Annotated in this window: 21 protein-coding genes; 9 read left to right on the plus strand and 12 right to left on the minus strand. The window is 65.2% G+C overall.

All coding sequences use genetic code 11. The features are described 5' to 3' along the window. The first annotated feature begins 3 nt into the window (after positions 1-3). Positions 4-393, plus strand: coding sequence for a preQ(1) synthase (gene queF / locus KF785_03690; GenBank protein MBX3145845.1), 390 nt, complete (start codon positions 4-6; stop codon positions 391-393). Here queF and KF785_03695 read toward each other — a convergent pair. Beyond that, a complete protein-coding gene (locus KF785_03695; GenBank protein MBX3145846.1) occupies positions 390-1,118 on the minus strand; it encodes a hypothetical protein in 729 nt (242 codons plus the stop codon). The genes queF and KF785_03695 overlap by 4 nt on opposite strands. A gap of 137 nt (positions 1,119-1,255) precedes the next feature. Here KF785_03695 and KF785_03700 point away from each other — a divergent pair, with 137 nt between their 5' ends. Then, complete coding sequence (locus tag KF785_03700) at positions 1,256-2,575, plus strand: citrate synthase (GenBank protein MBX3145847.1); 1,320 nt, start codon at positions 1,256-1,258, stop codon at positions 2,573-2,575. Positions 2,576-2,655: 80 nt separating this feature from the next. On the opposite strand, the gene speA is transcribed toward KF785_03700, so the two are convergent. Continuing rightward, positions 2,656-4,614, minus strand: a complete 1,959-nt coding sequence (speA, locus tag KF785_03705; protein ID MBX3145848.1) for a biosynthetic arginine decarboxylase — start codon at positions 4,612-4,614, stop codon at positions 2,656-2,658. 74 nt (positions 4,615-4,688) lie between these two features. Here speA and KF785_03710 point away from each other — a divergent pair, with 74 nt between their 5' ends. The 4 genes from KF785_03710 to KF785_03725 are packed head-to-tail and all read left to right on the plus strand — an operon-like array spanning position 4,689 to position 8,006. After that, a complete protein-coding gene (locus KF785_03710) occupies positions 4,689-6,056 on the plus strand; it encodes a TIGR01777 family oxidoreductase (GenBank protein MBX3145849.1) in 1,368 nt (455 codons plus the stop codon). Next, positions 6,053-6,742 (plus strand): 7-cyano-7-deazaguanine synthase QueC, encoded by a 690-nt coding sequence (queC, locus tag KF785_03715; protein ID MBX3145850.1) that lies wholly within the window; start codon positions 6,053-6,055, stop codon positions 6,740-6,742. Before KF785_03710 ends, queC begins: the two co-directional genes overlap by 4 nt. 4 nt (positions 6,743-6,746) lie before the next feature. Beyond that, positions 6,747-7,388: a 7-carboxy-7-deazaguanine synthase gene (gene queE, locus KF785_03720; protein MBX3145851.1), complete on the plus strand. Its 642-nt coding sequence runs from the start codon at positions 6,747-6,749 to the stop codon at positions 7,386-7,388. A gap of 3 nt (positions 7,389-7,391) precedes the next feature. Next, positions 7,392-8,006 carry an HD domain-containing protein gene (locus tag KF785_03725; GenBank protein MBX3145852.1) on the plus strand — a complete coding sequence of 205 codons (615 nt, stop codon included), beginning with the start codon at positions 7,392-7,394 and terminating at the stop codon, positions 8,004-8,006. 3 nt (positions 8,007-8,009) lie between these two features. Here KF785_03725 and KF785_03730 read toward each other — a convergent pair whose 3' ends face one another. Then, positions 8,010-8,897, minus strand: a complete 888-nt coding sequence (locus KF785_03730) for a hypothetical protein (protein MBX3145853.1) — start codon at positions 8,895-8,897, stop codon at positions 8,010-8,012. 131 nt (positions 8,898-9,028) lie between these two features. Here KF785_03730 and KF785_03735 point away from each other — a divergent pair, with 131 nt between their 5' ends. The 3 genes from KF785_03735 to KF785_03745 all read left to right on the plus strand — a co-directional run bounded on the left by KF785_03735 (position 9,029) and on the right by KF785_03745 (position 12,560). Next, on the plus strand, positions 9,029-10,360 hold the full coding sequence (locus tag KF785_03735) for a sensor domain-containing diguanylate cyclase (GenBank protein MBX3145854.1): 1,332 nt from the start codon (positions 9,029-9,031) through the stop codon (positions 10,358-10,360). Continuing rightward, positions 10,357-12,120 (plus strand): serine/threonine protein kinase, encoded by a 1,764-nt coding sequence (locus KF785_03740; protein MBX3145855.1) that lies wholly within the window; start codon positions 10,357-10,359, stop codon positions 12,118-12,120. The genes KF785_03735 and KF785_03740 overlap by 4 nt, the downstream gene beginning before the upstream one ends. Before the next feature lie 227 nt (positions 12,121-12,347). Continuing rightward, complete coding sequence (locus tag KF785_03745; GenBank protein MBX3145856.1) at positions 12,348-12,560, plus strand: cold-shock protein; 213 nt, start codon at positions 12,348-12,350, stop codon at positions 12,558-12,560. 90 nt (positions 12,561-12,650) lie between these two features. Here KF785_03745 and infA read toward each other — a convergent pair whose 3' ends face one another. From infA to KF785_03790, 9 genes are all read right to left on the minus strand, one after another. After that, entirely contained in the window at positions 12,651-12,869 is a 219-nt protein-coding gene (infA, locus tag KF785_03750; protein ID MBX3145857.1) for a translation initiation factor IF-1, read from the minus strand. A 140-nt stretch (positions 12,870-13,009) separates the two neighbouring features. After that, entirely contained in the window at positions 13,010-14,704 is a 1,695-nt protein-coding gene (locus tag KF785_03755) for a M3 family oligoendopeptidase (GenBank protein ID MBX3145858.1), read from the minus strand. Between the two features lie 9 nt (positions 14,705-14,713). Continuing rightward, entirely contained in the window at positions 14,714-15,952 is a 1,239-nt protein-coding gene (locus tag KF785_03760; GenBank protein ID MBX3145859.1) for an MFS transporter, read from the minus strand. After that, positions 15,949-17,604: an iron ABC transporter permease gene (locus KF785_03765; GenBank protein ID MBX3145860.1), complete on the minus strand. Its 1,656-nt coding sequence runs from the start codon at positions 17,602-17,604 to the stop codon at positions 15,949-15,951. The genes KF785_03760 and KF785_03765 overlap by 4 nt, the downstream gene beginning before the upstream one ends. Next, on the minus strand, positions 17,601-18,665 hold the full coding sequence (locus KF785_03770) for an ABC transporter ATP-binding protein (GenBank protein ID MBX3145861.1): 1,065 nt from the start codon (positions 18,663-18,665) through the stop codon (positions 17,601-17,603). The genes KF785_03765 and KF785_03770 overlap by 4 nt, the downstream gene beginning before the upstream one ends. Further along, complete coding sequence (locus tag KF785_03775) at positions 18,662-19,690, minus strand: extracellular solute-binding protein (GenBank protein MBX3145862.1); 1,029 nt, start codon at positions 19,688-19,690, stop codon at positions 18,662-18,664. The genes KF785_03770 and KF785_03775 overlap by 4 nt, the downstream gene beginning before the upstream one ends. Then, entirely contained in the window at positions 19,671-22,082 is a 2,412-nt protein-coding gene (locus KF785_03780) for a PIG-L family deacetylase (protein ID MBX3145863.1), read from the minus strand. Before KF785_03780 ends, KF785_03775 begins: the two co-directional genes overlap by 20 nt. Then, positions 22,079-22,390, minus strand: coding sequence for a hypothetical protein (locus tag KF785_03785; protein MBX3145864.1), 312 nt, complete (start codon positions 22,388-22,390; stop codon positions 22,079-22,081). Before KF785_03785 ends, KF785_03780 begins: the two co-directional genes overlap by 4 nt. Continuing rightward, entirely contained in the window at positions 22,387-22,701 is a 315-nt protein-coding gene (locus KF785_03790) for a DUF971 domain-containing protein (GenBank protein MBX3145865.1), read from the minus strand. Before KF785_03790 ends, KF785_03785 begins: the two co-directional genes overlap by 4 nt. Between the last annotated feature and the right edge of the window lie 36 nt (positions 22,702-22,737).

Below are 22,737 nucleotides of genomic sequence, written 5' to 3' on the forward strand. Positions count from 1 at the left end.
ACCATGGCGACAGCTGAAGGCAGGACCATCCCGTTCGTCGGCCCAGAGCACATCGATGTCGCGGTGCTTGAAACTTTTGCGTATGACGGACCGGATCAGGACATCGTGACGGAGACGGACGAGTTCAGCGCGGTCTGCCCCTACAGCGGGCTGCCGGACTACGCCACGTTGACGATCAGCTACACGCCAGGCACGAGCTGCATCGAGCTCAAGAGCCTCAAGTATTACATTACCAGCTATCGTAACGTCGGAATCTTCCAGGAACATGCCACGGCGCGGATTGCCGAGGATCTCTTCCGGGTGCTTGCCCCCAAGCGTCTTTCCGTTCGGACCCTCTACAACGTACGGGGCGGCTTCGAGACCACCTGCACGGTGTCGCTGCCCGCCGCCTAACGTTCGGCCCGCGCCGTCTCGGCCGACCAGCCGTCGCGGGCCGCGAGCAGCGCCCGCCCCAGCCGGCGCGCGGATGGGGCCTGGCGGTCAATCTCCTGGCGCGCCCGCTCCGGGACGCCCTGGTGGTACAAGGTACGCAGAACCTGATCCAATTCCCTGACCAGGTCGTGGATCGGCTCGCCGATCGACGGACGGGACCAGACCGGCACCTGACGCAGTTGGGTCACCAGTTCGGCTGGAGCGTCGTTGGAGAGCAAGACGTCGAGCACATCCGCTACGAAGTCACGACGCCCCTGCAGGAAGCATCGTGCGGTGGCCGCGGCTACGAGCGCTGCAAACCAACCCAGGGCACTCGGATCGAGCAAACGCGCCGCGTAGTACACTCCCGAATACAGATTCCGGGGCTGGTGGGCCAGCCTGGTAGCCATCCCGACCGTTACGACTGCAGCACCGAGCCCCGGACCGAATGCGTCGTCGGGTGCGGGCATACCGTGCTCTCCCAGCCAGCGAACGGCGCGCGCCACCACGGGACACTCGCAAGCGTTCGAGATCTGCCCCCACCGTGCCGCAAGCCGTCCGAAGTCGGGGGACGATCGCTGAAGTTCCTCGTCGAGCAGCCCTGCCAGGGTCGCTTCGCCAGGACGCGGCAACGCGGGCGGAAAGAGGGCGATCCGCAAACCATCGGCGCGGGCGGCTGAATCGAGGGGCGGTATGATCGAAGGCACGGCGGAAGATAATCGGGTTGCGTATCTTCGCTCAGAGCGAAAAAGGGGTCGAAATTCCGAGCAGCGGGAGGCCTGGTCTTCCTTCCTCTGCTATGTTTCGCGCAGCACAACTCGACCGTGCGCGCTGGCGTGCGCAGATGCCGTTCCAATCAGCTGAAAGAAGGTTTGCGGTGGCCAAGGATACTCTCTCCATCACCGACAATCGGACCGGAAAGACCTACGAGGTCCCTATTGCCGAAGGCACCATCCGGGCCGTCGATCTCCGCAACATCAAGACGGGCGACGACGACTTCGGCCTGATGACCTATGACCCCGCCTTCATGAACACGGCCGCCTGCCGCAGCGCGGTCACCTTCATCGACGGCGACAAAGGCATCCTCCGCTACCGCGGATACCCGATCGAGCAGCTTGCTGAGCATGCCAGCTTCCTCGAAGTTGCCTACCTGCTGGCCGAGGGCGAGCTGCCGACTGAGGATCAGCTGGCGAGCTGGACCAACGAGATTCGGTACCATACCTACGTTCACACCAACGTCACCAAGTTCCTCGAGGGCTTCCGGTACGACGCTCACCCGATGGGCATGCTGGTCAGCGCGGTCGCCGCGCTCTCGACCTTCTACCCCGAAGCGAAGCACATCAACGATCCGGCCAATCGCTACATTCAGCGGGTCCGGTTGCTGGCCAAGTTCCCGACGATTGCGGCATTCATTTTCCGCCATCTGCGGGGCCTGCCGTACGAGTTCCCGCGCAACGATCTCGACTACATCGGCAACTACGTCAACATGATGTTTTCGATCGGCGGGCAGCATCAGCCGAACAAGGTGCTGCAGCGCGCCCTCGAGATCCTGCTCATCCTGCACGCCGACCACGAGCAGAACTGCTCGACCAGCGCGGTGCGGGCCGTTGGCTCCTCGCAGGTCGACCCTTTCTCCGCCGTGTCAGCCGGGGTGGCTGCGCTGTACGGCCCGCTGCACGGGGGCGCCAATGAAGCGGTCTTGGCAATGCTCGACGAGATCGCCGACAAGAAGAACATTCCGGCCTTCATCGCCAAAGTGAAGGCGGGCGAGGGCCGTCTGATGGGCTTTGGGCACCGCGTCTACAAGTCCTATGATCCGCGTGCCACGCTGATCAAGAAGACGGCATACGAGGTCTTTGCCGAGACCGGAATGAATCCGAAGCTCGAGATTGCTCTCGAACTCGAGCGCATTGCGCTCGAGGACGAGTACTTCATCAAGCGGAAGCTGTACCCGAACGTCGACTTCTATTCGGGCCTGATCTACCAGGCCATGGGATATCCGGTCGATTACTTCACCGTGCTCTTTGCGGTGGGGCGGCTGCCCGGTTGGCTGGCGCAGTGGGAGGAGATGCTGGTCGACAAGGATCAGAAGATCGCGCGGCCGCGCCAGATCTACACCGGACACGATGCGCGGGACTTCGTTCCGCTCGCGGCCCGCAAGTAACCCGATCGCTCCGCATCTATGACGAAGAGGGCGGGCCCGGATCGAGGCCCGCCCTCTTTCGCGTTCCCCCCTGCGAACCGTCAGCCGTTGGCTGCGTCGTCCCGATCGACCGGTTCGCCAACCGGAATGTCGCCCTCGAGATAGGTGTAGCCTTCGAGCCCGGCGACATAGTCCGCGATGAAGGCATTCGCCTCGTTGCGGCTCAAGCCCTCAGCCCGGGCCACCTTGCGACGGAAATTGGCCAGCAGGTCTGACGCCTTGAACTGCACATAGTTGAGCACTTCGGTCACGGTATCGCCATGCACCAGATCGGTAATCTCGTATCCGGTCGGGGTGGCCCGAACGTGAACGGCGTTGGTGTCGCCAAACAGGTTGTGCAGATCGCCCAGAATCTCCTGGTAGGCGCCCGCCAGGAAGATGCCGAGGATGTACGGTTCGCCCGGCCGATGCGGGTGCAGCTCGAGACTTGGCTTGCCCTTGCGACCGCCGGCAAAACGATCGATCACGCCGTCGGAATCGCAGGTGATGTCCTGGATGGTCCCGCGTCGAATCGGCTGCTCATCGAGCCGATGAATCGGCATGATCGGGAAGAGCTGATCGATGGCCCAGTGGTCCGGCAACGACTGAAACAGCGAGAAATTGCAGAAGTAGCGGTCAACCAGCGCCGTTTCGATGTGGTTGAGGATTTCCGTATACGCGGAGCGATCCTCGCGCGCAATCAGCTTCGCGATCGCGTTGATGGTGCAGAGGTAGAGTTCCTCGATGTTGGCAAGCTCGCGCAACGTGATCGCGTCGCTGGCAAACAGTTCCTGGACCCGTTCCTTGGCAGCAATCGCATCGTGGAACGCTTCCTCGACCCGGTCCAGCGAAAGCGACTCGAGATTCTCGTGCAACTCGACCAGGACGCGGTGATCGTCGGGCCGCAACGGCGGGACCTTCGGGTCGGTCTGCGCCTCGACATCCGTGACATTGACGAGCAACAGGGAGTGATGCGCCGTCAACGCTCGACCTGACTCCGAGATCAGATTCGGCATCGGAATGCCCTGCTCCCGGCAGATCGTGCCAAGCCCGTACACGATGTCGTTGGCGTATTCCCGCGTCGTGTAGTTCATGCTGGCGGGTCGGGTGGTCTTGGACCCCTCGTAGTCGACGCCGAGCCCTCCACCCACGTCGACATGGGTCAGGTCAAAGCCCATTTCTCGAATCTCGACGTAGAATCGCCCGATCTCTTCGAGTGCTGCCTTGATGTAACGAATGTCCGTGATCTGGCTGCCCAGATGAAAATGCAGCAGCTTGAGGATGTCTTTCCGCCCCATCCGGTCGAGCTTCTCGAGCAGTCGCAAGAGTTGCGGAGCACTCAAGCCGAACTTTGACTTCTCACCGCCGCTCTTGGCCCAGCGCCCCGCGCCTTCGGTTGCCAGCTTGATACGGACCCCAATGATGGGGACGACCCCGAGCTCCTCGGCTACCTGAAGTACCAAGTCGAGTTCCGAGGACTGCTCCAACACGATGAAGACGGTGTGTCCGAGCTTCTGCGCCATCAGGGCAAAGCGCAGAAACTCCTCGTCCTTGTAGCCATTGCAGACAATCAGGTGGTCGGTTCGGTCCGTGGTACCGAGCACCGCCTGGAGTTCGGGCTTGCTGCCGCACTCGAGGCCCAGCCCGAACGGCGCGCCGGCTTCGAGGATCTCCTCGATGACATGGCGCTGCTGATTGACCTTGATCGGATATACCGTGGTGTATTTCGCCTCGTACCCGAACTCGTCGATGGCCCGCGCAAACTCCTTGGCCAGCAACTCGATCCGAGACTGCAGGATATCCGAGAAACGAATCAGGAGCGGAAGCGGAACGCCCTGCGCGTTGAGGTCGAGAGCGAGGCGGTAGAGATCGAGCGCGACACCATTGCTCGGATCGGGATGGACCGTGACATGACCCTCCGCATTGATGCGGAAGAACCCCTGCCCCCAACCCATCATGTTGTAGAGCTTCTCTGCGTCCTTGACGGACCACGACGAGGTGCTGATCGAAACCTCCTGCAAGGACAAGACGTGCGACGGCGGAACAATTTAGGGACGTCGACCCGCCCTGGCGAGAGGCAGCGCTATCTTTGGGTATGCAGATCGACCGAGTGACCGAGATCCTCTCGCCGGCTGACGCGATCTTCGCCTGGCACGAACGGCCCGGTGCGCTCGAGCGCCTGACCCCGCCCTGGCAGCCCGTGGAGGTCACCTCCGATCCCGGGCCCCTCGAGGCGGGGCGGACCGTCGCCCTGCGGATCAAGGTCGGGCCGGTGGCGCTGCGGTGGATTGCCCGCTACGAGTCGGTCAGCCCGGGCGCCGGCTTTGTCGACATCCAGGAGCGGGGGCCGTTCGACCGCTGGCGGCATACCCATCGCTTCGATGCCCTCGATCCGAATCGCACCGCGGTTTCCGACACGATCGACTTCGAGGCTCCTGCCGGGCCACTGGGCAGCCTGGCCGAGCCGGCGATCCGGCAACGGATTCGGCGGCTGCTTCGCTACCGGCACGACGTGATGGCCGCCGACCTCGCCTGGCACGCCCGCTACGCATCCCTGCCCCGGCAAACGGTGGCAATTACCGGCGCATCCGGATTGGTCGGCGCCGCGCTGAGTGCGCTGCTCACCACCGGTGGGCACCGAGTCAGGCCGATGGTGCGGCGTGCTCCCGGCCCCGGGGAGATTGCCTGGGATCCGAAGCGGGGCATGAACCCGGCTGACCTCGAGGGCGTCGACGCCGTGGTCCACCTGGCGGGGGAGGCGATCGTCAGCGGGCGCTGGACCGCAGAGCAGAAGCGGCGGATCCGCGACAGCCGTGTCGCCGGCACCGGGACGATCGCTGATGCGATTGCCCGCGCGCCCAACGGGCCCAAGGTCCTGATCTCGGCTTCGGCCATGGGGATCTACGGCGACCGCGGCAACGAGATGCTCGATGACGAGGCAGCACCGGGGCAAGGGTTCCTCCCGGAGCTTGCGGGCCAGTGGGAGGCTGCAACGGCACCGGCCGCGCACGCCGGGGTCCGGGTTGCTCAGGCCCGCTTCGGTCTGATCCTGTCACCGGCCGGAGGTCTGCTTCAGCGGATGCTGCCCCCGTTCCGGCTTGGAATCGGCGGCCCGCTCGGAAACGGGTCGCAATGGATGAGTTGGATCTCGATCGACGATTGCATCACCGGGCTCGGCCACCTGCTCTTCAATCCGCTGCAGGGCGCGTTCAACTTCGGATCGCCCGAACCGGTGACCAACCGCGATTTCACCAGAACGCTGGGCCGCGTGCTGCGGCGGCCGACATTCTTTCCGGTTCCAAAGACCGCCCTCCGGCTCGTCTTTGGCGAGTTGGCCGATGCCGGGATCCTGGCCAGCACGCGGATGGCACCGACACGCTTGCTGGCGAGTGACTTCAGCTTCAGGCACCGGGAACTCGAACCGGCGCTGCGGCACCTGCTGGGTCGCCACCGGCACGCATGAGTGCAGCGGCCGTCATCCTGCTCAGCGGAGGCCTCGATTCCGCCAGCGCTCTGGCAACGGCCAAGGCGCTCGGGCTCACTCCCTACGCGTTGAGCTTCCGATATGGCCAGCGCCATGTGGCCGAGATCCGAGCAGCCCAAGCGGTTGCTGCGCACCTCGGGGTGGCTCGCCACATCGTGGTCGACATCGACCTCCGGGTCTTCGGCGGCTCGGCCCTGACCGCCGACATCCCGGTGCCGGTCGACCGCACGGCCGACGCCGCGACCGCGGGCATCCCGATCACCTACGTGCCGGCTCGCAATACCATCTTTCTTTCGTATGCGCTTGCCTGGGCCGAAGTGCTGGAAGCCCGCGACATCGTAATCGGCGTCAACGCGGTCGACTATAGCGGGTATCCTGACTGCCGACCGGAGTACATCGCCGCGTTCCAGACCATGGCCAACCTGGCCACCAAGGCCGCGATCGACGGCAACCGCGTGACCATCCATACCCCGCTGATCTGGCTCTCGAAAGCCCAGATCATCCAGCGTGGCCTCGATCTCGGTGTCGACTTCGGCCTGACCCGCAGTTGCTATCAGTTGACTGACGAAGGCCTCTCGTGTGGTCGCTGCGACGCCTGCAGCATCCGCCTGCGTGGGTTTGCCGAGCTGGGGCTGACCGACCCGGCACCGTACCTGACGAGTTGAGACCGTGTCATACGCCGTCAAAGAGATCTATTTCACCTTGCAGGGCGAGGGTGCCCAGACCGGCCGGGCCGCCGTATTCTGCCGCTTTGCCGGGTGTAACCTGTGGACCGGGCGTGAGCACGACCGCGGCTCGGCCGTTTGCCAGTTCTGTGACACCGACTTCGTTGGAACCGATGGTCCGGGTGGCGGGAGGTTCGGGACCCCGGCTGCGCTGGCGGCGGCCATTGGCGCCATGTGGCCGGAAGGTGGCGGGCCGTCGAGCCGGCCCTATGTCGTGTTTACCGGGGGGGAACCCCTGCTGCAGCTCGATCCGCCGTTGATCGAGGCAGTTCACGCGCTGGGATTCGAAACTGCCATCGAAACCAACGGAACCCTGCCCGTGCCGCCAGGCGTCGACTGGGTCTGTGTCAGCCCCAAGGCAGCGAGCACACTGGCCGTGACTCGCGGCGACGAGCTCAAGCTCGTCTATCCACAGGAAACCGCTCGGCCCGAGCGGTTTGCCGACCTGGCATTCCGGCACTTCTTTCTGCAGCCGATGGACGGACCGGATCGAGAGGCCAACACCCAAGCCGCGATTGCCTATTGTCTGGCGCACCCCGCGTGGCGATTGTCCCTGCAGACTCACAAGCTGACCGGACTCCGATAGCCCGTGTACTCCGACCGAATTCATCACGCGCTCGCCTTCGCGGCCAAACACCATCCCGAACGCATCTCCCGCTACGACGGGCAGTCCTGCCTGATTCGCGCCTCGAGCGTTGCCGTCATCCTGGCGCGTTTCGGCGCCGACGAGTCCACCATCGTCGCCGGGATTCTGAAGCACCTTGCTGACGCGGTGCCCATCACCAGAACACCCTCGCTGGCCCAGGAAATCGACCGGAAATTCGGTGCGCCCGTGGCCGCGATGGTGGCGGCCTCAACCGAGCCCCGATTCGATGTCCTCGGGCGGGAACGGACCTGGAAGACCTGCCGTCTCGAGTACCTCGCGCAGATTGCCGAGGCCACACCCCTGGCGGTCGATATCTGCGTAGCGGAGGAACTGCATCGGATCGGCGCCGCGCTGGTCTCCATCCGGCGTCTGGGCATCGAGTATCACGAGACGGTCGGGCAAGACAACATCGGCAGCCCCAAGTCCGCCGAAACCCTCTGGTGGCTCGGCATTCTGGGCGACACGCTGGAGCGGCACCAGACCTGGAACCACCCGGTCATGATGGAGGCGTTCCGCAACTCGGCCGACGAGTTGAGGCAGCGCCTCAGGGCGGGCTAGACCTCAGTGTGACGCGGCAGCGGCAGGTGGCCCGTCGTTCGCCGCCACGACGCCTTCGACGGTCGGCGGCTTCGCTCGGACAGCCTCAGCCTCACGCAGCGCCCTGAGATAGCCACGGGCCAGCCCGGTGTTGACCCGGACGGCCGCCTCGCCCATCCCCTTGAAGCGATAGGTGTCGGTGATGGCCGGCAAACGGTCGGCCGCGTTCTGCTCGGAAACCGTTTGGCCGGCGGGAACATACCGGTTGGGCGGAATGGTGACGCCGATGACCCGGGCCCCGGGCTCGATCACGACCCCAGCGCTGATCCGGGACTGGAATACCAGTGCCTGCATGCCCACATAGACGTTGTCATCGAGTTGGGCCGGGCCGTGGACCAGCGCCTGCGGGGCAAGCGAGACTCGCTTGCCGATGTAGACGGAGTATTCCCGGGTTCCGACCTTGAAGGTTCGCCCGGGAATCGGCTTGCCCTCATCCACAGTCTCGAGCGCCTGAACGACCGCACCGTCCTGGATGTTGCTACCCTCCCCGACGGCAATCGGCTGACCGGCGGCATCGCCACGGACCGATGCCAGCGGAGCAACGAAGACATCCTTGCCCAGCTGGACATACCCGACCACGCTCGCGAGCGGGTCGACGAATGCGGACGGGTCGAGCGACGGTGCCATTGCAGCCGGGATGTCCGGTGTGACCGCTCCAGGTCGGCCGGCAACGAAGCCGCGCGCCGGCATGGTCCCGCCCAGGGCAACGCGCATGCTGTCGACCGCGCGCCGGATCACTACCAGGTCATCCCCGGCCCGACGGAGCTCACGCCCCGACATCGCAATCACGCCCACCAGAACCGCGCCTCCAAAGGCTGCGGCTCCGGTGGCCAGCAGTTTCACAACGAACATCCCGAGCTCCTTGGCACAAAGCCTGCCAAACCAGAATACGTCCAAGTATCGGCAACCGGGTCGGAAGGTTAAGCCCGGCAGGCATTTGCACCATATTTCGCCGCCACGGGCACGCCCCTATTATTCGAGCTATGGACGGATCCATCTCCGCGATTTCCGAGCTTCCCAGCGCCTTCTCGATCGCCTGCCGCCAGGCCAGGTCGGACGGGGAATTGCTGGAGCGATGCCGGCGGATCCTCGCGGAGCGGTTGGCATCTGACCGGATCTGGCTTTCGGTTACTACCGCGAGCGAAACCCGGTGGTTTGGCCCGGCCGGCCCGGAGGCCGAGCGGGTTCAAGTGGCGCACTATGCTGCTGGGGACACCGCCATCGCGATCTCGACGGAAAACGGGCTGGTGGAACAGCTGCGCCCGCTGGCCTACCAGGTCGGTTTCGGCCTTTCGGTCGTCCTCGACCTCCGAAGCGTGCTGGTCGACCGCCAGCTGGCCCTCGACGATGCGGTGTTCCAGCTGCGCGCCCTCCGCCAGGTGGCCCGGTTGCTTTCCTCTGCCCATTCCACCGGTGAAAGTGAAACCCTGGTCCTCGACTTCATGGCCGAGGTCTTCTTTGCCTGGTGGGCATGCCTCTACCGACCAAGCGGGGCCGCGTTCGTGCCGATGTCGATCCGATCGCTCGATCGGGATCGGGTGCCTGAAAGCATCGGTCGGGAAGAACTCGAACTGGCGGTACCGCTCGGGTCCGGCATTGCCGATCCTCGCGAGGTGGGGCTGGCCCAGCTGATCCCCGCCGGCACCGAGATGCTGATTCCGCTGGACGCCGGTGGCGAGCGAGTTGCCGTGCTGCTGCTGGGCCCTCGGCTCAACGGGCTGGCGTACGGCAAAGCCGAGCGCGACCTCGCAGCGACACTGGCGTTTGCCGGCGCGATTGCACTCAAGAACGCCGAGCTCGTGGAACGGCTCCAGAACGCGGCGACGACCGATCAGCTGACCGGCCTGTTCAACCGCCGCGCTCTGGCTGAGCGGCTCGAGGCCGAGATCTCACGCAGCGTGCGTCACCAGATCCGCACCACCATCGCTATGATCGACCTGGATCGGTTCAAGGTCATCAACGACACCCTGGGGCACGCCGCGGGCGATCGGTACCTCGTGCTGATCAGTCAGCTGCTCCGCCGCCATATCAGAACCCTGGACGTGGTGGGACGTTTGGGTGGCGACGAGTTTCTCGTCATCCTCCCGATGACCAATCCGTCCGAAGCCCAGGGGTTCGTCGACCGCGTCATCGCCGCCTTCGGCGAAATGGTGACCGAGTATCCCGAGTTCGGCATTGGCTCATTGTCGATCGGGATCGCCGAGGCACCGCGCGACGGTCTGACACCGGCCGCGGTGATGGCCGCCGCCGACGCCGCGTTGTACAAGGCGAAGAAATACGGCGGCCACGCCGTCGTCACCACCCGCGACGAGTGACCAACCTCGACCCGGCCTCACTCTTCGCAGCAACCGAACGGCGGCTGGGCTCGCGCTACCGGTTGGAGCGACTGGTTGCGGCCTCGCTCGAGCGGGTGCTGTTCGTCGGCCGGGATACCCTGCTCAACCGCCGCGTCAGCATTCGGGTCAACTTTTCGGGCAATGACCAGCTGCGGGTCTGGTTTCTCCGGGAAGCGGAGGCGCTCGGCCAGCTCGATCATCCAGCGATCCGTCACGCCTATGATGTTGGCGTGGTCGACGACATGGCATTCCGGATCGGCAACTGGATCGAAGCAGAATCGCTCCAGATTGCGGTGACCCGGGGGCCGCGACCGATTCCCCAAGTGCACGTACTGGCCCGCGACCTCCTGCGCGGCATGGAGCATGCCCACGCCAACGGGATCATCCTTCGGCGCGTCGTGCCGAGTTCGCTGCTGGTCAGCGCCACCGGGCGGGGTACCATCACCGACGTGCGGTTCTGCAGCTATGTCTTGCCCTTCATCCCGCCGACGGAGGGACCGTCGTCGCCCCATTTCATGGCACCCGAGGTACGGGACGGGTCGATGGGCGACGTCATGGCCGACGTATACGCAGCTGGCGCTGTCATCTACTACGCCCTGACCGGCGTCGAGCCCGATGCCGATCCGACCAGGATCGAACCGCCTTCGCAGATTCGGCATGCCAGCCCGCAACTGCTCGACCGCATCCTGATCCGTGCCATGCAGCCACAGCCCAATGCGCGGTTTATGAGCGTGTCGGAAATGCTCGAGGACTTCGCCTCGGAGGCCGGCGCATATACCACCGCCTCGACCCTGGACGCGACCCCGCAGTCCGTGAGCGAGGCGCCGCGTGAGTGGGAAAAGCGGATCCGTCGCGCCTTTGGCGACGACTACGAACTGCTGGGCGAAATCGGGTCGGGCGGGTTCGGGCGCGTCTACCGGGTTCGCGACCTGCATCTGGAGCGGGTCGTTGCGCTCAAGCTGCTGCATCCGACGCTGACCCAGGATCCTGCTGGCCTCGAGCGCTTCCGCCAGGAAGCGCAGCTGGCAGCCCGCGTCAATCATCCCAACATCGTCAATATCTATGAAATCGGCGGCCGGTCGGGACTGCTCTGGTATACCATGGAGCTGATCGATGGCCCCAACCTGGCGCAGCTGGTGGAACGCGAAGGGCCGCTCGACGCGGAGCGGGTCGTAGGCCTGCTCCGAGAAGCGCTCGGCGCACTGGCCCACGCACACAGCAGCGGACTCGTCCATCGTGATATCAAGCCCGAGAATCTGCTGATCGATCGCGCCGGACGACTGCGGATCACCGACTTCGGATTGGCCGTCGCGTTGCTCGGGCAAGGCCGGTTCGGCGGTGCGTCGAGCCGAAGCGGAACGCCTCAGTTCGCCAGCCCCGAACAGTTGCTCGGCGACGGGATCGATCACCGGTCGGACCTGTACAGCCTCGCGGCGGTCGGGTACTACGCCCTGCTCGGTTACCCTCCCTTTTCCGGCAACCGCCCCGAAGTAGTGCTGGCCAAGCAGACGATGAATCGACTCCCCGACCTCGAGACCGAGCAACCCGATGTCGGATCAGGACTGGCCGGGGTGCTCCGACTCGCGATCCAAGCCGACAAGAACTCCCGCTACCAGTCCGCAGCCGAATTCCTGCACGCCTTGAATCGTGCCGCACGCCGAGACCAGCGCGCCCGGTCGAAGTTCTGGTGGCAGAAGGGTCTGGCACGGCTGTACGAACCCTATCGGCCAAAGTCTTGACACCTTCGATACCCGGAGCCAACATTGATGCCGGCTTCGATGAAGCCGTCGTCCACCCTACCAATCAAAGTCGTCGTTCGACGTCGGCCGCTGACATCCTGTTCGGCGGGTTGCTGCGCGGTCGGCGTAAAGTTTCCCGGCGCGAGATGGGCTCGCGCTCCGTGGAATGGCCGGGCGATCTCGTCGTGCACCGGCTGCGGTAATCATCAAATGAGGGAGTAGGCGTAATGGCTCGCATCACCGGCACCGTGAAGTGGTTCAACGACGCGAAGGGGTTTGGCTTCATCACCCCCGAGAACGGGGAAAAGGATTGCTTCGTTCACCACTCGGCGATCAAGATGGATGGATTCCGCAGCCTCGCCGAGGGCGAGCGAGTGGAGTTCGACATGGTGTCCGGGGCGAAGGGCCCGGCCGCAGAGAATGTGACCAAGGCCAGGTAGGTTCGCCGCCTCAGCGCATACGAGAAGGGGCCGCTCCCGATTCGGAGCGGCCCCTTCTGGTTTCAGAGGCTGAGGTCGTCGTCGCGCGTCCTACTTGTGGCGATAGATGACGCGGCCGCGGGTCAAGTCGTAGGGCGAAAGCACCACACTGACCCGGTCTCCCTCGAGCACGCGGATCTTGAACTTGCTCATCTTCCCGGCGGCGTATGCGAGGATCGTGTGGCCGTTCTCGAGCAGCACACGGTAGTTTCGGTCGGGGAGCACCTCCTGCACCACCCCTTCCATCTCAATGCCTTCTTCCTTCGCCATCCGAGATGCCTGATCCTTTCGGCGGTGAATCCAATCCAACCCAGATTGATAAATCTGCCCTGAACCGGGCTTCAGGGCAACCGCGGCCCCCAGCCGGCCCACGGCTGCCAACGGCCAGCGGCGGCGGTGGAACCGGTCAGCTATCCAATCACCGCCCGCTGCCGCTCGATTTCCGACTCGACCAGGCCGACCAACGCCTCCATCGACTTTCGGTCGAAGACGAGTCGGGCCCCGGCCTCCCGGTACAACTCGGGCAGCGAGGCGGTCGCACCGAGCGCCAGGAAACGGCGATATGCGTCGAGCGCCGCAGCGGGGTTCTGGCGGTGATTCTGCCAGACCTGAATCGCACCGAGTTGGGCTATCCCGTACTCGATGTAGTAAAACGGATACAGGAAGATGTGCAGCTGCCGGTACCAGCGGGCTACCCGCTCTGCGGCGAGCATGCTCCAGTCGACGGCAGGCTCGAACCGCGACCGGAGCGCCACCCAGGCGTCGTCCCGCGCCTCGGCGATGGCCCCGTTCGGGTCGGTATAGATCCACGCTTGAAAGGCATCGACCGATGCGACATGACACAACGTCACGAGCACGTCCTCGAGATGCTCGATCCGGGCGACTGCGGCATCGCGCTCGGAGAGGAACACACCGGGCGAATCGAGCAGCGGCGCCGCCAGCAGTTCCATCGACATCGACGCCAGCTCGGCTGACTCGGCAGTCGGATGGCGCTGCCAGATCAACGGCTGCCGATGCGCCGAAAAGGCGTGGAACGCATGTCCCGCCTCATGCAGCAGAGTCTGCACGTCCTCCATCACGCCCGAGGCGTTCATAAAGACGAACGGGCGCCCCCGGTAATGGAGGGTATCGCAGTACCCGCCAGGCGCCTTGTTCTTGCGGCTGTCCAGATCCAGCAACTGCTCGGCTGCCATGATCCGGAACTGGCTTGCCAGGTCATCGTCGAGTCGTTCAAACAGGCGAGCCGTCTTGCCGATCAGCTCGGCAACATCCCCAAACGGGCGGAGCGGCTGGTCCCGGTAGATCGGCGCCATCAGATCCCAGGGCCGAAGTGACGACACACCGAGCCGGCGCTGCCGCTCCTCGTAGATCCTGGCCACGGCGGGAACGGCAACCGCTTCGACCGCATCGTGAAAGCGCCGGCACTCATCCGGCCCGTAGTCGAACCGGCACTTGGCGGCGAACGTATACTGCTGGAAGTTCGCGAATCCAGCGTTGTGGGCCACCTGCTGTCTCAGGCGCAGCTGGCGGTTGAACAGCTCGGCGAGCTGATCGCGCGCCGCCATGTAGGGGCCGACAATCGCCCGAAAGGCGCGCTCCCGGACTGCGCGGTCGGCCGACTGCAGGAAGGGTGTCAGCTGAGGAATCGGCTTCCGCTCGCGCTCCCAGTCAGCCAGCATCCCACCGGTCGTCCGCTGATACTCGGTTGCCGTTTCTTCCAGCTCGGCGATCAGCGGTATGTTGGCCTCACGAAAGATCTCGATGGCACGGCGGAAGCGGGCCGTCATCTGTTCGATCCCAGGCCGGTCGTACCCGAGCGCGGCAAACTTCTCGGCCAGTTTGACGCTCTTTTCCTCAACCTTCGGCGCAATCTCGACAACGAAGCGCCGGTGAGTCGCCTCCTTGTCCTCGTCAGCCGTGTCGCAGGTATAGGCAATCATCGCCGTCGAGATTGCCTCCGTGACGATCTCCTCGAGACGCGACCATTCAGCCAACCACGATTCAACGTTGTCCCGGTCAATCGGGCGATCGAGGAGCAGATCGAAACTCGGCTCGAGGTCGGCCCAGGAGGCATCACGGATAGACTGCGGAGAAGTCACATTCATCGGGGAAGTTTAGCCACTTTCGTCGCTCTGCGGACCCGCTGGCCGGTCCGGCAGCTGAAACGCCAGGAGACCGACCATCGCGACGATTGCCGCAGCCACGTAGAATGGCGTTCCCGCTCCCAGACGCTGGAACAGAAAGGTCGCCGCGAGCGGGGCCACCACCCTCGAGGTTCCCGCAAACGCCTGGGCCACGCCCATCGTCGTTCCGAGGGCCGAGGGGTCGGAATACTTTGTCATCAGGGCCGTCGTCGACGGGAAGAGCAAGGCTGTCCCGATCGGCATCAGGAGCATCACCAACGGCAGAATCATCAGCGAAGGCACCAGGGGATAGGCAACCAGCCCGACGACCAGCGTGATGGTCCCGAGCCGAATCGCCCCGGTCTCTCCCAACCGGCGTACGGCCGGGCCCAGCACGATGGCGCGCATCCCGAAATTGAGCAAGCCGAGATAGGTGAAGAACGGACCGATCTTGTCAGCGGTAATGGCAAACCGATCGTGAAGGTAGAGGGCAAACACCGATGTCATTGCCGAGAAGCCGAGCATGCCTGCGCCATAGATCCACACCAGGCGCGACACCGTTTCACGGGGCCGCCGGACCACGGTCGCGAAGGCGGCACGGATCGAACGGCGTGGGCGGGCCGCATCACCGGCCTCACGAATGCGGGACTCGGGCAGCCACTTCCAGGTAAACACGAAGTTGAGCAGGCAGAGCCCCGCCGCCACCATGCCCGGAACGGCGGTGCCGTACTTGACCGCCCATGACCCGATCAGCGGACCAACCGAAACCCCGAGGCCGGTCGCTGCGGAAATCCACCCCAGTGCCTGGGCCCGGCGTTCGGGACGGATGGCATCACCGACATAGGCGTGCAGCACGGCCGTGGTGCCGCCTCCCGCGCCCTGCACCAGCCGGGACAGCAGCAGCACCCAGAGACTGGTCGCGTAGCCGAAGACCAGATAGGCGATCCCCGAGGCCGCCAGACCGGCCAGCACCGCCGGGCGGCGACCGTGGCGATCGGAGACGCGTCCCCAAAGCGGCGCTGACGCCAGCTGCGCTACCGAAAAGGACGCCATGATCCAGCCGATGGCAAACGGCGACGCATTGAGCTCGATGGCGTAGAACGGCAGCAGCGGGAAGATGATCGCGAATCCGATCATATCGATCATCGCGGTGGCGATCAGTACCGAAACCTTCTTGAATTCGGGATCGCGCAGGGGACCGACGCGCCATCGCTCGTGGGGCTCGCTCACCCGGTTTGATTCCCTTCTCCGGCAGCGTAAAACACCACGGCGCTCACCAGCATGAGGAGCACCCCATAGGCGGCGGCAACGCCAACGTCTGCCTGCCGCAAGCTGGACAGGATCTCGAGGGAGATCGGCCGGGTATCGTAGGTGTAGAGCAGAATCGAGGTCACGAAATCTCCGAACGCCGTCACGAACCCCAGGGTTGCTGCCGCGACAATCGCGGGTTTGAGCAGCGGCATGGTGACCCGTCGCGCGGTACGCCAGGTGCCCGCACCGAGCGTGGCCGCGACCTCATCGAGACTGGGATCCAACTGCCGGTAACCGGCCAGCAAGGCGCGACCGCTGACCGGCAGATTCCTGACGAGATACGCAAGCGGCAGGATGACGGATGTTCCGACCAGCAGCAACCGACCGGTCCACGGTGCATTGACGCTGAAGGCCGTGGCCAACGCAATCGCGAACACCGTGCCGGGCACCGCCCAGGGCAGCGCCATGACCGTCTCCAGGAAACGAGCGGTTCGGACCCGGGCCCGAACCGCGAGCCAGCTGACCAGAACAGCCAGGGCCACGGCGCCAACCGTGGCGACGACTGCCATCCAGCTGCTGTTGAGAATCGGGCCGAGACGGACGGGATCTTTGAAAAGCGTGAGGTAATTGCCAGGCGCCAGCACCGGCGGAAACGCCTGCGAGGTCCAGGTGCCGCGCGGTACGAACGACACCAGCAGCAGCGCCAGGTGCGGAAGGATCAGCACCAGTGCCGCGCCCCAGGCGGCCACGGGCAGGGCAACGCGTCCCAGGCTGCCGGCCAGCGGTCGTGGCCGCGGCGGCGTTCCCTTGCTGCCACCCCGCCCAGCGGGCGCCTGGTCGGCCCGTCGAACCAGCCAGAGCCCAGCCAGCGCCAGGAGCGTCAGCGACAGCGTCTCGACCATCGCCAGGCGATCGTCGCCGTTGAGCTTGGTGGCCATGATCTGGGTCGTCATGACCCGGAATCGGCCGCCGAAGAGGTAGGGTGCGCTGAATGAGGCCAGTGAGGTCATCAGGACCAGCAGGGAGGCTCCCGCCAGATGGGTTCGCAGCAGCGGCAAGGTGACTCGACGGAAGGTGCGCCACGGCCCCGCACCGAGCGATGCCGCAGCCTCGTAGACCGAGCCATCGATGCCTGTCAGGCCGGCTCGCACGAAGAGGTAGAAGTACACGTACATCGTCGAGACGTGCACCAGGAGAATCGCCGGAGCGCCCTCGAGTCGCCACGGGGGGGTCTCGAGACGAAGGGCCGCCTGCACCAGATGGGAAATGAATCCGCTTTCACCGTAGAGAAACAGAAAGGCCAGCACGCCAACGAGGGGCGGGAGGACAGCAGGCAGCGACAGCAACGCGCCAACCAGCCGCCGTCCGGGAAAGGCAACCCGGGAAACCAGCACAGCAAGCGGAACCCCGATCAGCGCAGATCCGACCACCGACGCGACCGACAGCCCCATCGAATTGGCCAGCACCCGCCATTCGACCCGACTGGCGACAAAGCGCGAGACTGCCTCGAAGGTAGTGCCGTCCGGGCCCGAAACCGCCTCGATCGCGACAAATCCCAGAGGGAGCAGGACAAGCCAGGCCAACAGAATGGCCACAGCAACGCCCAGCATTTCGAGGCCGGATCGATTCATCCCGGCAGAGCCCCGGCAAAGATGTGCAACCCCTTCCCGGTCGGTTCCAGACCGACCCGCTCGCCGATGGCCGCTTCCTCGGGAGACGCCTCAACCTCGAGCTCGAGCCCTGCTCCGTCCAACGCGACCCGAAGCAGCGCCGTATTGCCCAGGTACCGTCGCGCGACGACCTGGCCCGACCAGCGCCCCGCGCCACCGGACCGCAGACGGAAGGCTTCGGGCCGGACCGCAACCCGAACGGGACCCGCGGCAACCGCCCCGAGCGGAACCTCGAGGCCCTGCCCGGCAAACGTCAGCAGCCCTCCCTGCTGCCGAACGGTGAGGTCCGCATCAATCAGGGTGGCTCGTCCGATGAACCCGGCCACGAACGGGGTCGCTGGCGTGCGATAGAGCTGATCCGGCGTCCCCAACTGGTCCAGTCGTCCCGCATGGAGCACAGCGATTCGGTCTGCCAGATCGAATGCCTCTTCCTGCTCGTGGGTCACCAGAACCGTTGTGATGCCGATCCGCTGAATCAGCTCCCGCAACTCGCGGCGAGTGCGTTCGCGAAGCGAGGGGTCGAGATTCGACAGGGGTTCATCCAACAGCAGTACCGGCGGCTCTGGAGCAAGCGCCCTCGCGACCGCGACCCGCTGCTGCTGACCGCCCGACAACGAGGCAATCGAACGGGCCCCGTAACCGGCGAGATCGACGGCACGGAGCACCCCCTCGACCCGGTCAGTCAGTGCAGCCGTGCCAAGCTTGAGGCTCTCGAGACCGAAGGCCACGTTCTGGGCAACGGTCAGGTGCGGAAAGAGGGCATAGTGCTGAAACACCATCCCGAACCGACGCGCCACGGGTGCCATGGTCGTGACGTCCGCACCGTTCACGACAATCCTGCCGGCATCCGGTTGCTCGAATCCGGCCAGCAGGCGCAAGGTCGTCGTCTTGCCCGATCCACTCGGACCCAGCAGCGCGAGAATCTCACCTCGGGCGAGCGAAAGCGATACGTCGCGCACCCCCGCACCGCCATCGAATCGCTTGCTCAGGCCGTCGAGAATCAGGTAGTCAGATTGGCTCATCGGCGTCCCGTTCCACGAACATGCTGATCCCAATGGCGCATCCAGCCGGCGCCCTCACGCACCAGGAGCGCCCAGTCCATCGGCGCGGTGACCATCTCCGTTTCCACCTGGGCCACCCAAGCCGGCACCGAATCGACCGGCAGGTCCGACCGAGCGGGGAGCCGAAAGACATGCCGCGCAGCAAGCAGCTGTCCCTCGACCGACCCGACGAAATCGATGAACAGTTTGGCCGCCTCCGGCTGCCGACTTCCCTTGACCAGCGCAATCGGATCATCGATCACCACCGTGCCGCTCCGGGGAAAGACATAGTCGATGGCGACGCCCGCCGCGCGGTCGCTCAGCACGTCCCCCAAGTCCCACAAGGTGATCAGGCCCTCCTGCCGAGCCAGGCGCTCCATCAGAATCGCCGGGTTGAGGGCATATGCCTTGGTTTGGCCGTCCAGGCGTCGGAGCCAGCTCATGCCCGCTGCGGTATCGCCGGTCGCCTCGATGCTGCGAGTCAGGATGAGGCCCCAGATGGCTCGCATGGTCCCGCTCGCCATCGGGTCACGAATCAGCACCTTGTCCCGCCACTCGGGCGCCAGGACCTCGTCCCAGTCCTTCGGTGCCTGCTCACGGGTGATTGCCGCGGAATTGAACGCAATCACCGCCGGAGTCCGATAGGCCGGCCAGTACAGCTCGTCGGGCCCGATACCATTCGGGCCAACGGCGTCGGCCCAGACAGGTCGGTAGGGCGACAGCAACTGCTCGCCAACCGCCCGATCGAAGATGCTGCTCGGCCCGCCGAACCAGACATCTGCCTGTGGATTGGCCCGCTCCGATCGGATCCGGTCGAGGATCTCCTGGCTCCCCATATCGAGCCAACGAATGTCGATCTCCGGATGTTTCGCTTCGAAGGCCCGCTCCAGCAGATCGAGCTGTTCCCGCCCATGCGGGGAGTACAGCAGCACCGGGGTGCGGCCGTCGGCACAGCCAGTGCCAACGAGGACCGCAGCAAGCATCAGGTTACGGATGCGACGGCGCACGGTCGGATTCCATCAGATTGAGAAAGAGGCGCAAGGCCCCTGGCACACCGGCGGCGAGCTGCCGGAAGAAGGCGAGGCCGGTATACCAGTAGGTGCCCTCACCATAGCGGGCGCGGAGCAGGCCGCCCTGCAGGGGCGGACCACCGCGATCGTTCATTTCGAGCAGCGGCTGCCAGGCATCTCCCCAGGTGCGGGGGAAGTAAAGCCCACGCTCCTGGACCCATCCCTCCCAGTCGGCAGGCTCGATCCGATTGGGTGTAGTAAAGACCGGGTCGTCGGCCAGGAGCAGACGCACGGGAGCCGTTTCATCGGTGACACGGTCATGTTGCCGAGCAACCGACAGCGGATACGGAGCGAGCTGCCCGCCGAAGTACGTCTGCTGCTGGTACTGGACGAGCAGCTGTCCCCCGCGCCGGACGAACTCGAGCAAACGGGCATTGGAGGCAACCAGCGCCGGATTGATTTCATAGGCCCGGCTTCCCACCACGATGGTCTGGAAGCGACCCAGGTCGCCTCGCTCGAGCGTCGCCGGATCGAGGACTTCGAGGTTGAGCCCGACCGCAGCAAGCGCCTCCGGAACCTGATCTGCCGCGCCACGCACATAACCGATGCGTTGCGCCCGGACCGGAAGACGAACCGAGGCCGTCCGGACGGTTGCCACGCTGGGGATCAGATAGGCACGGTCGCGAATGTGGGGATAGGCCACCTGCACCCGCCCCGCCTGATAGCGCCGGCCCGCCTGATCGGTCGCCCAGGCTGTGATTGCCACGTCGGCCCGCCCCTGATCGCGGGGCGCAGTCACCGAGAAGGTGAAGGTTTCGCGCTGGTCCGGACGCGTCATCCGAAAGGGGATCGGCCGGTCTGCCGTCCAGCCTGGCGGCAGATCCAACCCGATCTCGCCAACCGTCGTGTCGCGCCCGCCGTGGCGGAGGGTCACGACGAGTTCCTGCGGACCCGCGCTCGGCAGGGGCCAGACCTTCACCGGCGGCGTCACCCGCAGATCGAGGCGCGGGACCACGGCCAGCGGGACCCGGAGCTCACCCAGGGTTCGGTCTCGAACCTGAGCGGTCGCCTCCCGTTCGAGTCGAACCGTCTGACCCGACCACCCCAGCTCAAAGCGCGCCGTCACGAGCGGCGGATCGAAGGGATCACCCCAATACCGGACCGGTCCATCCCAATGATAGAAGCCCGGCCCACGCGGCTGCCGAAGAAAGTAGGGTGAGGTTGGGCTTGCGGCAGCCGGAATGCCGACCTCGGCCGTACACTGCACGAGTTGGCCAGGCGCGAGCTGGTGCTCGGCAGCCAGGCAGGACGCCTGACTGTCCCACCCCTCAGGCAGAACGAGACCGACCCGACCCGAAGCGGGTGCCGATCCGGTGTTCCAGATCGAGAGGGTGACTGTGACGCTCTGCCCGCCAACCACGCTGGCACGGTCGGTCGTGGCATCGACGATCAGGCCTGCCCGCCCAGCGGCGGCTTCGGCTGCGAATCGGTCGAGATCCTGCGCCTCCGGTGATCCGGACCTCGGCGGCGCGGTATCGACACCGGCGAAGAGCGGCGAGCCGGCACCGGTTCGATCGGCCAGCAACGCGAGACGAATCGAACTCGGCCCAACCTGCTGCAGCGCGCCCATGTCCTGCGAGCGGTGCAGACTCCGACTCCGCATCGCGATCTGCCGATAGGATTGGCCCACCTCAGGATCGAGCCGGCCACCCTCGAGCACGAGACTGACGCCAGTCGTATCAAACCACGCCGAGCGATACAGCTTGAGCGGCTGCCAGGGGGCAAGCCCCTCGTCGCGGACCAGTTCCGGGAAACGCGCGGGATCGCCCGCCGCGTGAAAGGCTTCCGCCGCGACCCACCCTGCGGCCTGATGATGCCCGTGACCGTCACGAGGGGTTCCGGAGAAAATCGAGACCACGAGCTGGGGCCGAAAGCGGCGGATGATGCGGACGGCGTCCTTGAGCAGCGAATCGGCGGGCCAAAACTGGAGCGCTTCGTCAATCGATTTCGAAAATCCGTAGTCGAATGCGCGGGTAAAGAACTGCTGTGCGCCATCGAGTCGGCGCGCCGCCAGCAGCTCCTCTGTCCGGATCAGCCCGAGCGCCTCGCCCAGTTCCGGGCCAATCAGGTTCTGGCCCCCCTCCCCCCGGGTCAACGACAGGTAGGCCGTCACAGCCCCCTCCCGACGAACCAGGTAGGTGAGCAGCTCGGTATCCTCGTCGTCGGGGTGCGCAGCGATCATCAGCACCCGTTTGGTATGACCCAGCATGCGTTCCGCCCGCGCCAGCGCGGCGGCCCCGCCCGTCGATGCCCCGGTGATCTCCTGTCCTGCCCCGCCCGCTACTCCAAACGCGCACAGCACGGCAACCAGCGCCGCAGTCTGCCTCATTCGCCGGTCTGAACGTCAGGGGCCCGATGCTGACGCAACTGATAGGCGCCACGACGTCCGACCACAAAGGCGGCCACGAAGGCCAGCAGTGCCGTCACCAGCAGGGCCTCAGCGCCAGACCCGTCTCGATCGTGCAGGATCAAGAGCATCCCGAGCGACACGAGGATCGTTCCGGCAGCACGAAGGATCTCATCGAGATTCTGCCATGAGGTTCGCCGCCCCCAGTACACCGCGGCAACCAGGCCGACCGATCCGGTCAACAGAATCCCGTACCAAATCACGATCCACCAGCGGTGTCCTATGATCATGGCGTCGACGCTATCGGTGAGGAGTTGACCCGCAACCACGCGAAGGTAAAGATGCCAGTCGAGTGACCATCGCTCCAGTGAACCCGGAGCCCATATGTACCTACGAGTGCAAGATGCACCGGCCGGATATCATCAGGAATCGTCGCGGGATCCAACAGGGGACGACTGGACATCTCTTCGACGCACTCGGCGCAGGGACAGGCAAGCCGAAGCGCCCGCGATCCGAAGGCTGTCCTGGTTCCGTGCTGATCCCAGTCGAACAGGATGGCATCGTCACGTCTGGTTATTGATACGGGCGTCTGGCCGTGCAATTCGGCGTTCCTTCCTCGGAGCCGTTACTTTACTCG

It is taken from the genome of Gemmatimonadales bacterium, assembly GCA_019637315.1.
In the GTDB taxonomy this organism is placed as follows: Bacteria; Gemmatimonadota; Gemmatimonadetes; order Gemmatimonadales; family GWC2-71-9; genus SHZU01.

Coding starts and splice junctions, on each gene's coding strand:
- queC (MBX3145850.1), top strand. CDS start 6,053: ATGAGTGCAGCGGCCGTCATCCTGCTCAGCGGAGGCCTCGATTCCGCC.
- KF785_03700 (MBX3145847.1), top strand. CDS start 1,256: ATGCCGTTCCAATCAGCTGAAAGAAGGTTTGCGGTGGCCAAGGATACT.
- KF785_03730 (MBX3145853.1), bottom strand. CDS start 8,897: ATGTTCGTTGTGAAACTGCTGGCCACCGGAGCCGCAGCCTTTGGAGGC.
- KF785_03735 (MBX3145854.1), top strand. CDS start 9,029: ATGGACGGATCCATCTCCGCGATTTCCGAGCTTCCCAGCGCCTTCTCG.
- KF785_03785 (MBX3145864.1), bottom strand. CDS start 22,390: ATGATCATAGGACACCGCTGGTGGATCGTGATTTGGTACGGGATTCTG.
- KF785_03780 (MBX3145863.1), bottom strand. CDS start 22,082: ATGAGGCAGACTGCGGCGCTGGTTGCCGTGCTGTGCGCGTTTGGAGTA.
- queF (MBX3145845.1), top strand. CDS start 4: ATGGCGACAGCTGAAGGCAGGACCATCCCGTTCGTCGGCCCAGAGCAC.
- infA (MBX3145857.1), bottom strand. CDS start 12,869: ATGGCGAAGGAAGAAGGCATTGAGATGGAAGGGGTGGTGCAGGAGGTG.
- KF785_03765 (MBX3145860.1), bottom strand. CDS start 17,604: ATGAATCGATCCGGCCTCGAAATGCTGGGCGTTGCTGTGGCCATTCTG.
- KF785_03745 (MBX3145856.1), top strand. CDS start 12,348: ATGGCTCGCATCACCGGCACCGTGAAGTGGTTCAACGACGCGAAGGGG.
- KF785_03770 (MBX3145861.1), bottom strand. CDS start 18,665: ATGAGCCAATCTGACTACCTGATTCTCGACGGCCTGAGCAAGCGATTC.
- KF785_03755 (MBX3145858.1), bottom strand. CDS start 14,704: ATGAATGTGACTTCTCCGCAGTCTATCCGTGATGCCTCCTGGGCCGAC.
- KF785_03710 (MBX3145849.1), top strand. CDS start 4,689: ATGCAGATCGACCGAGTGACCGAGATCCTCTCGCCGGCTGACGCGATC.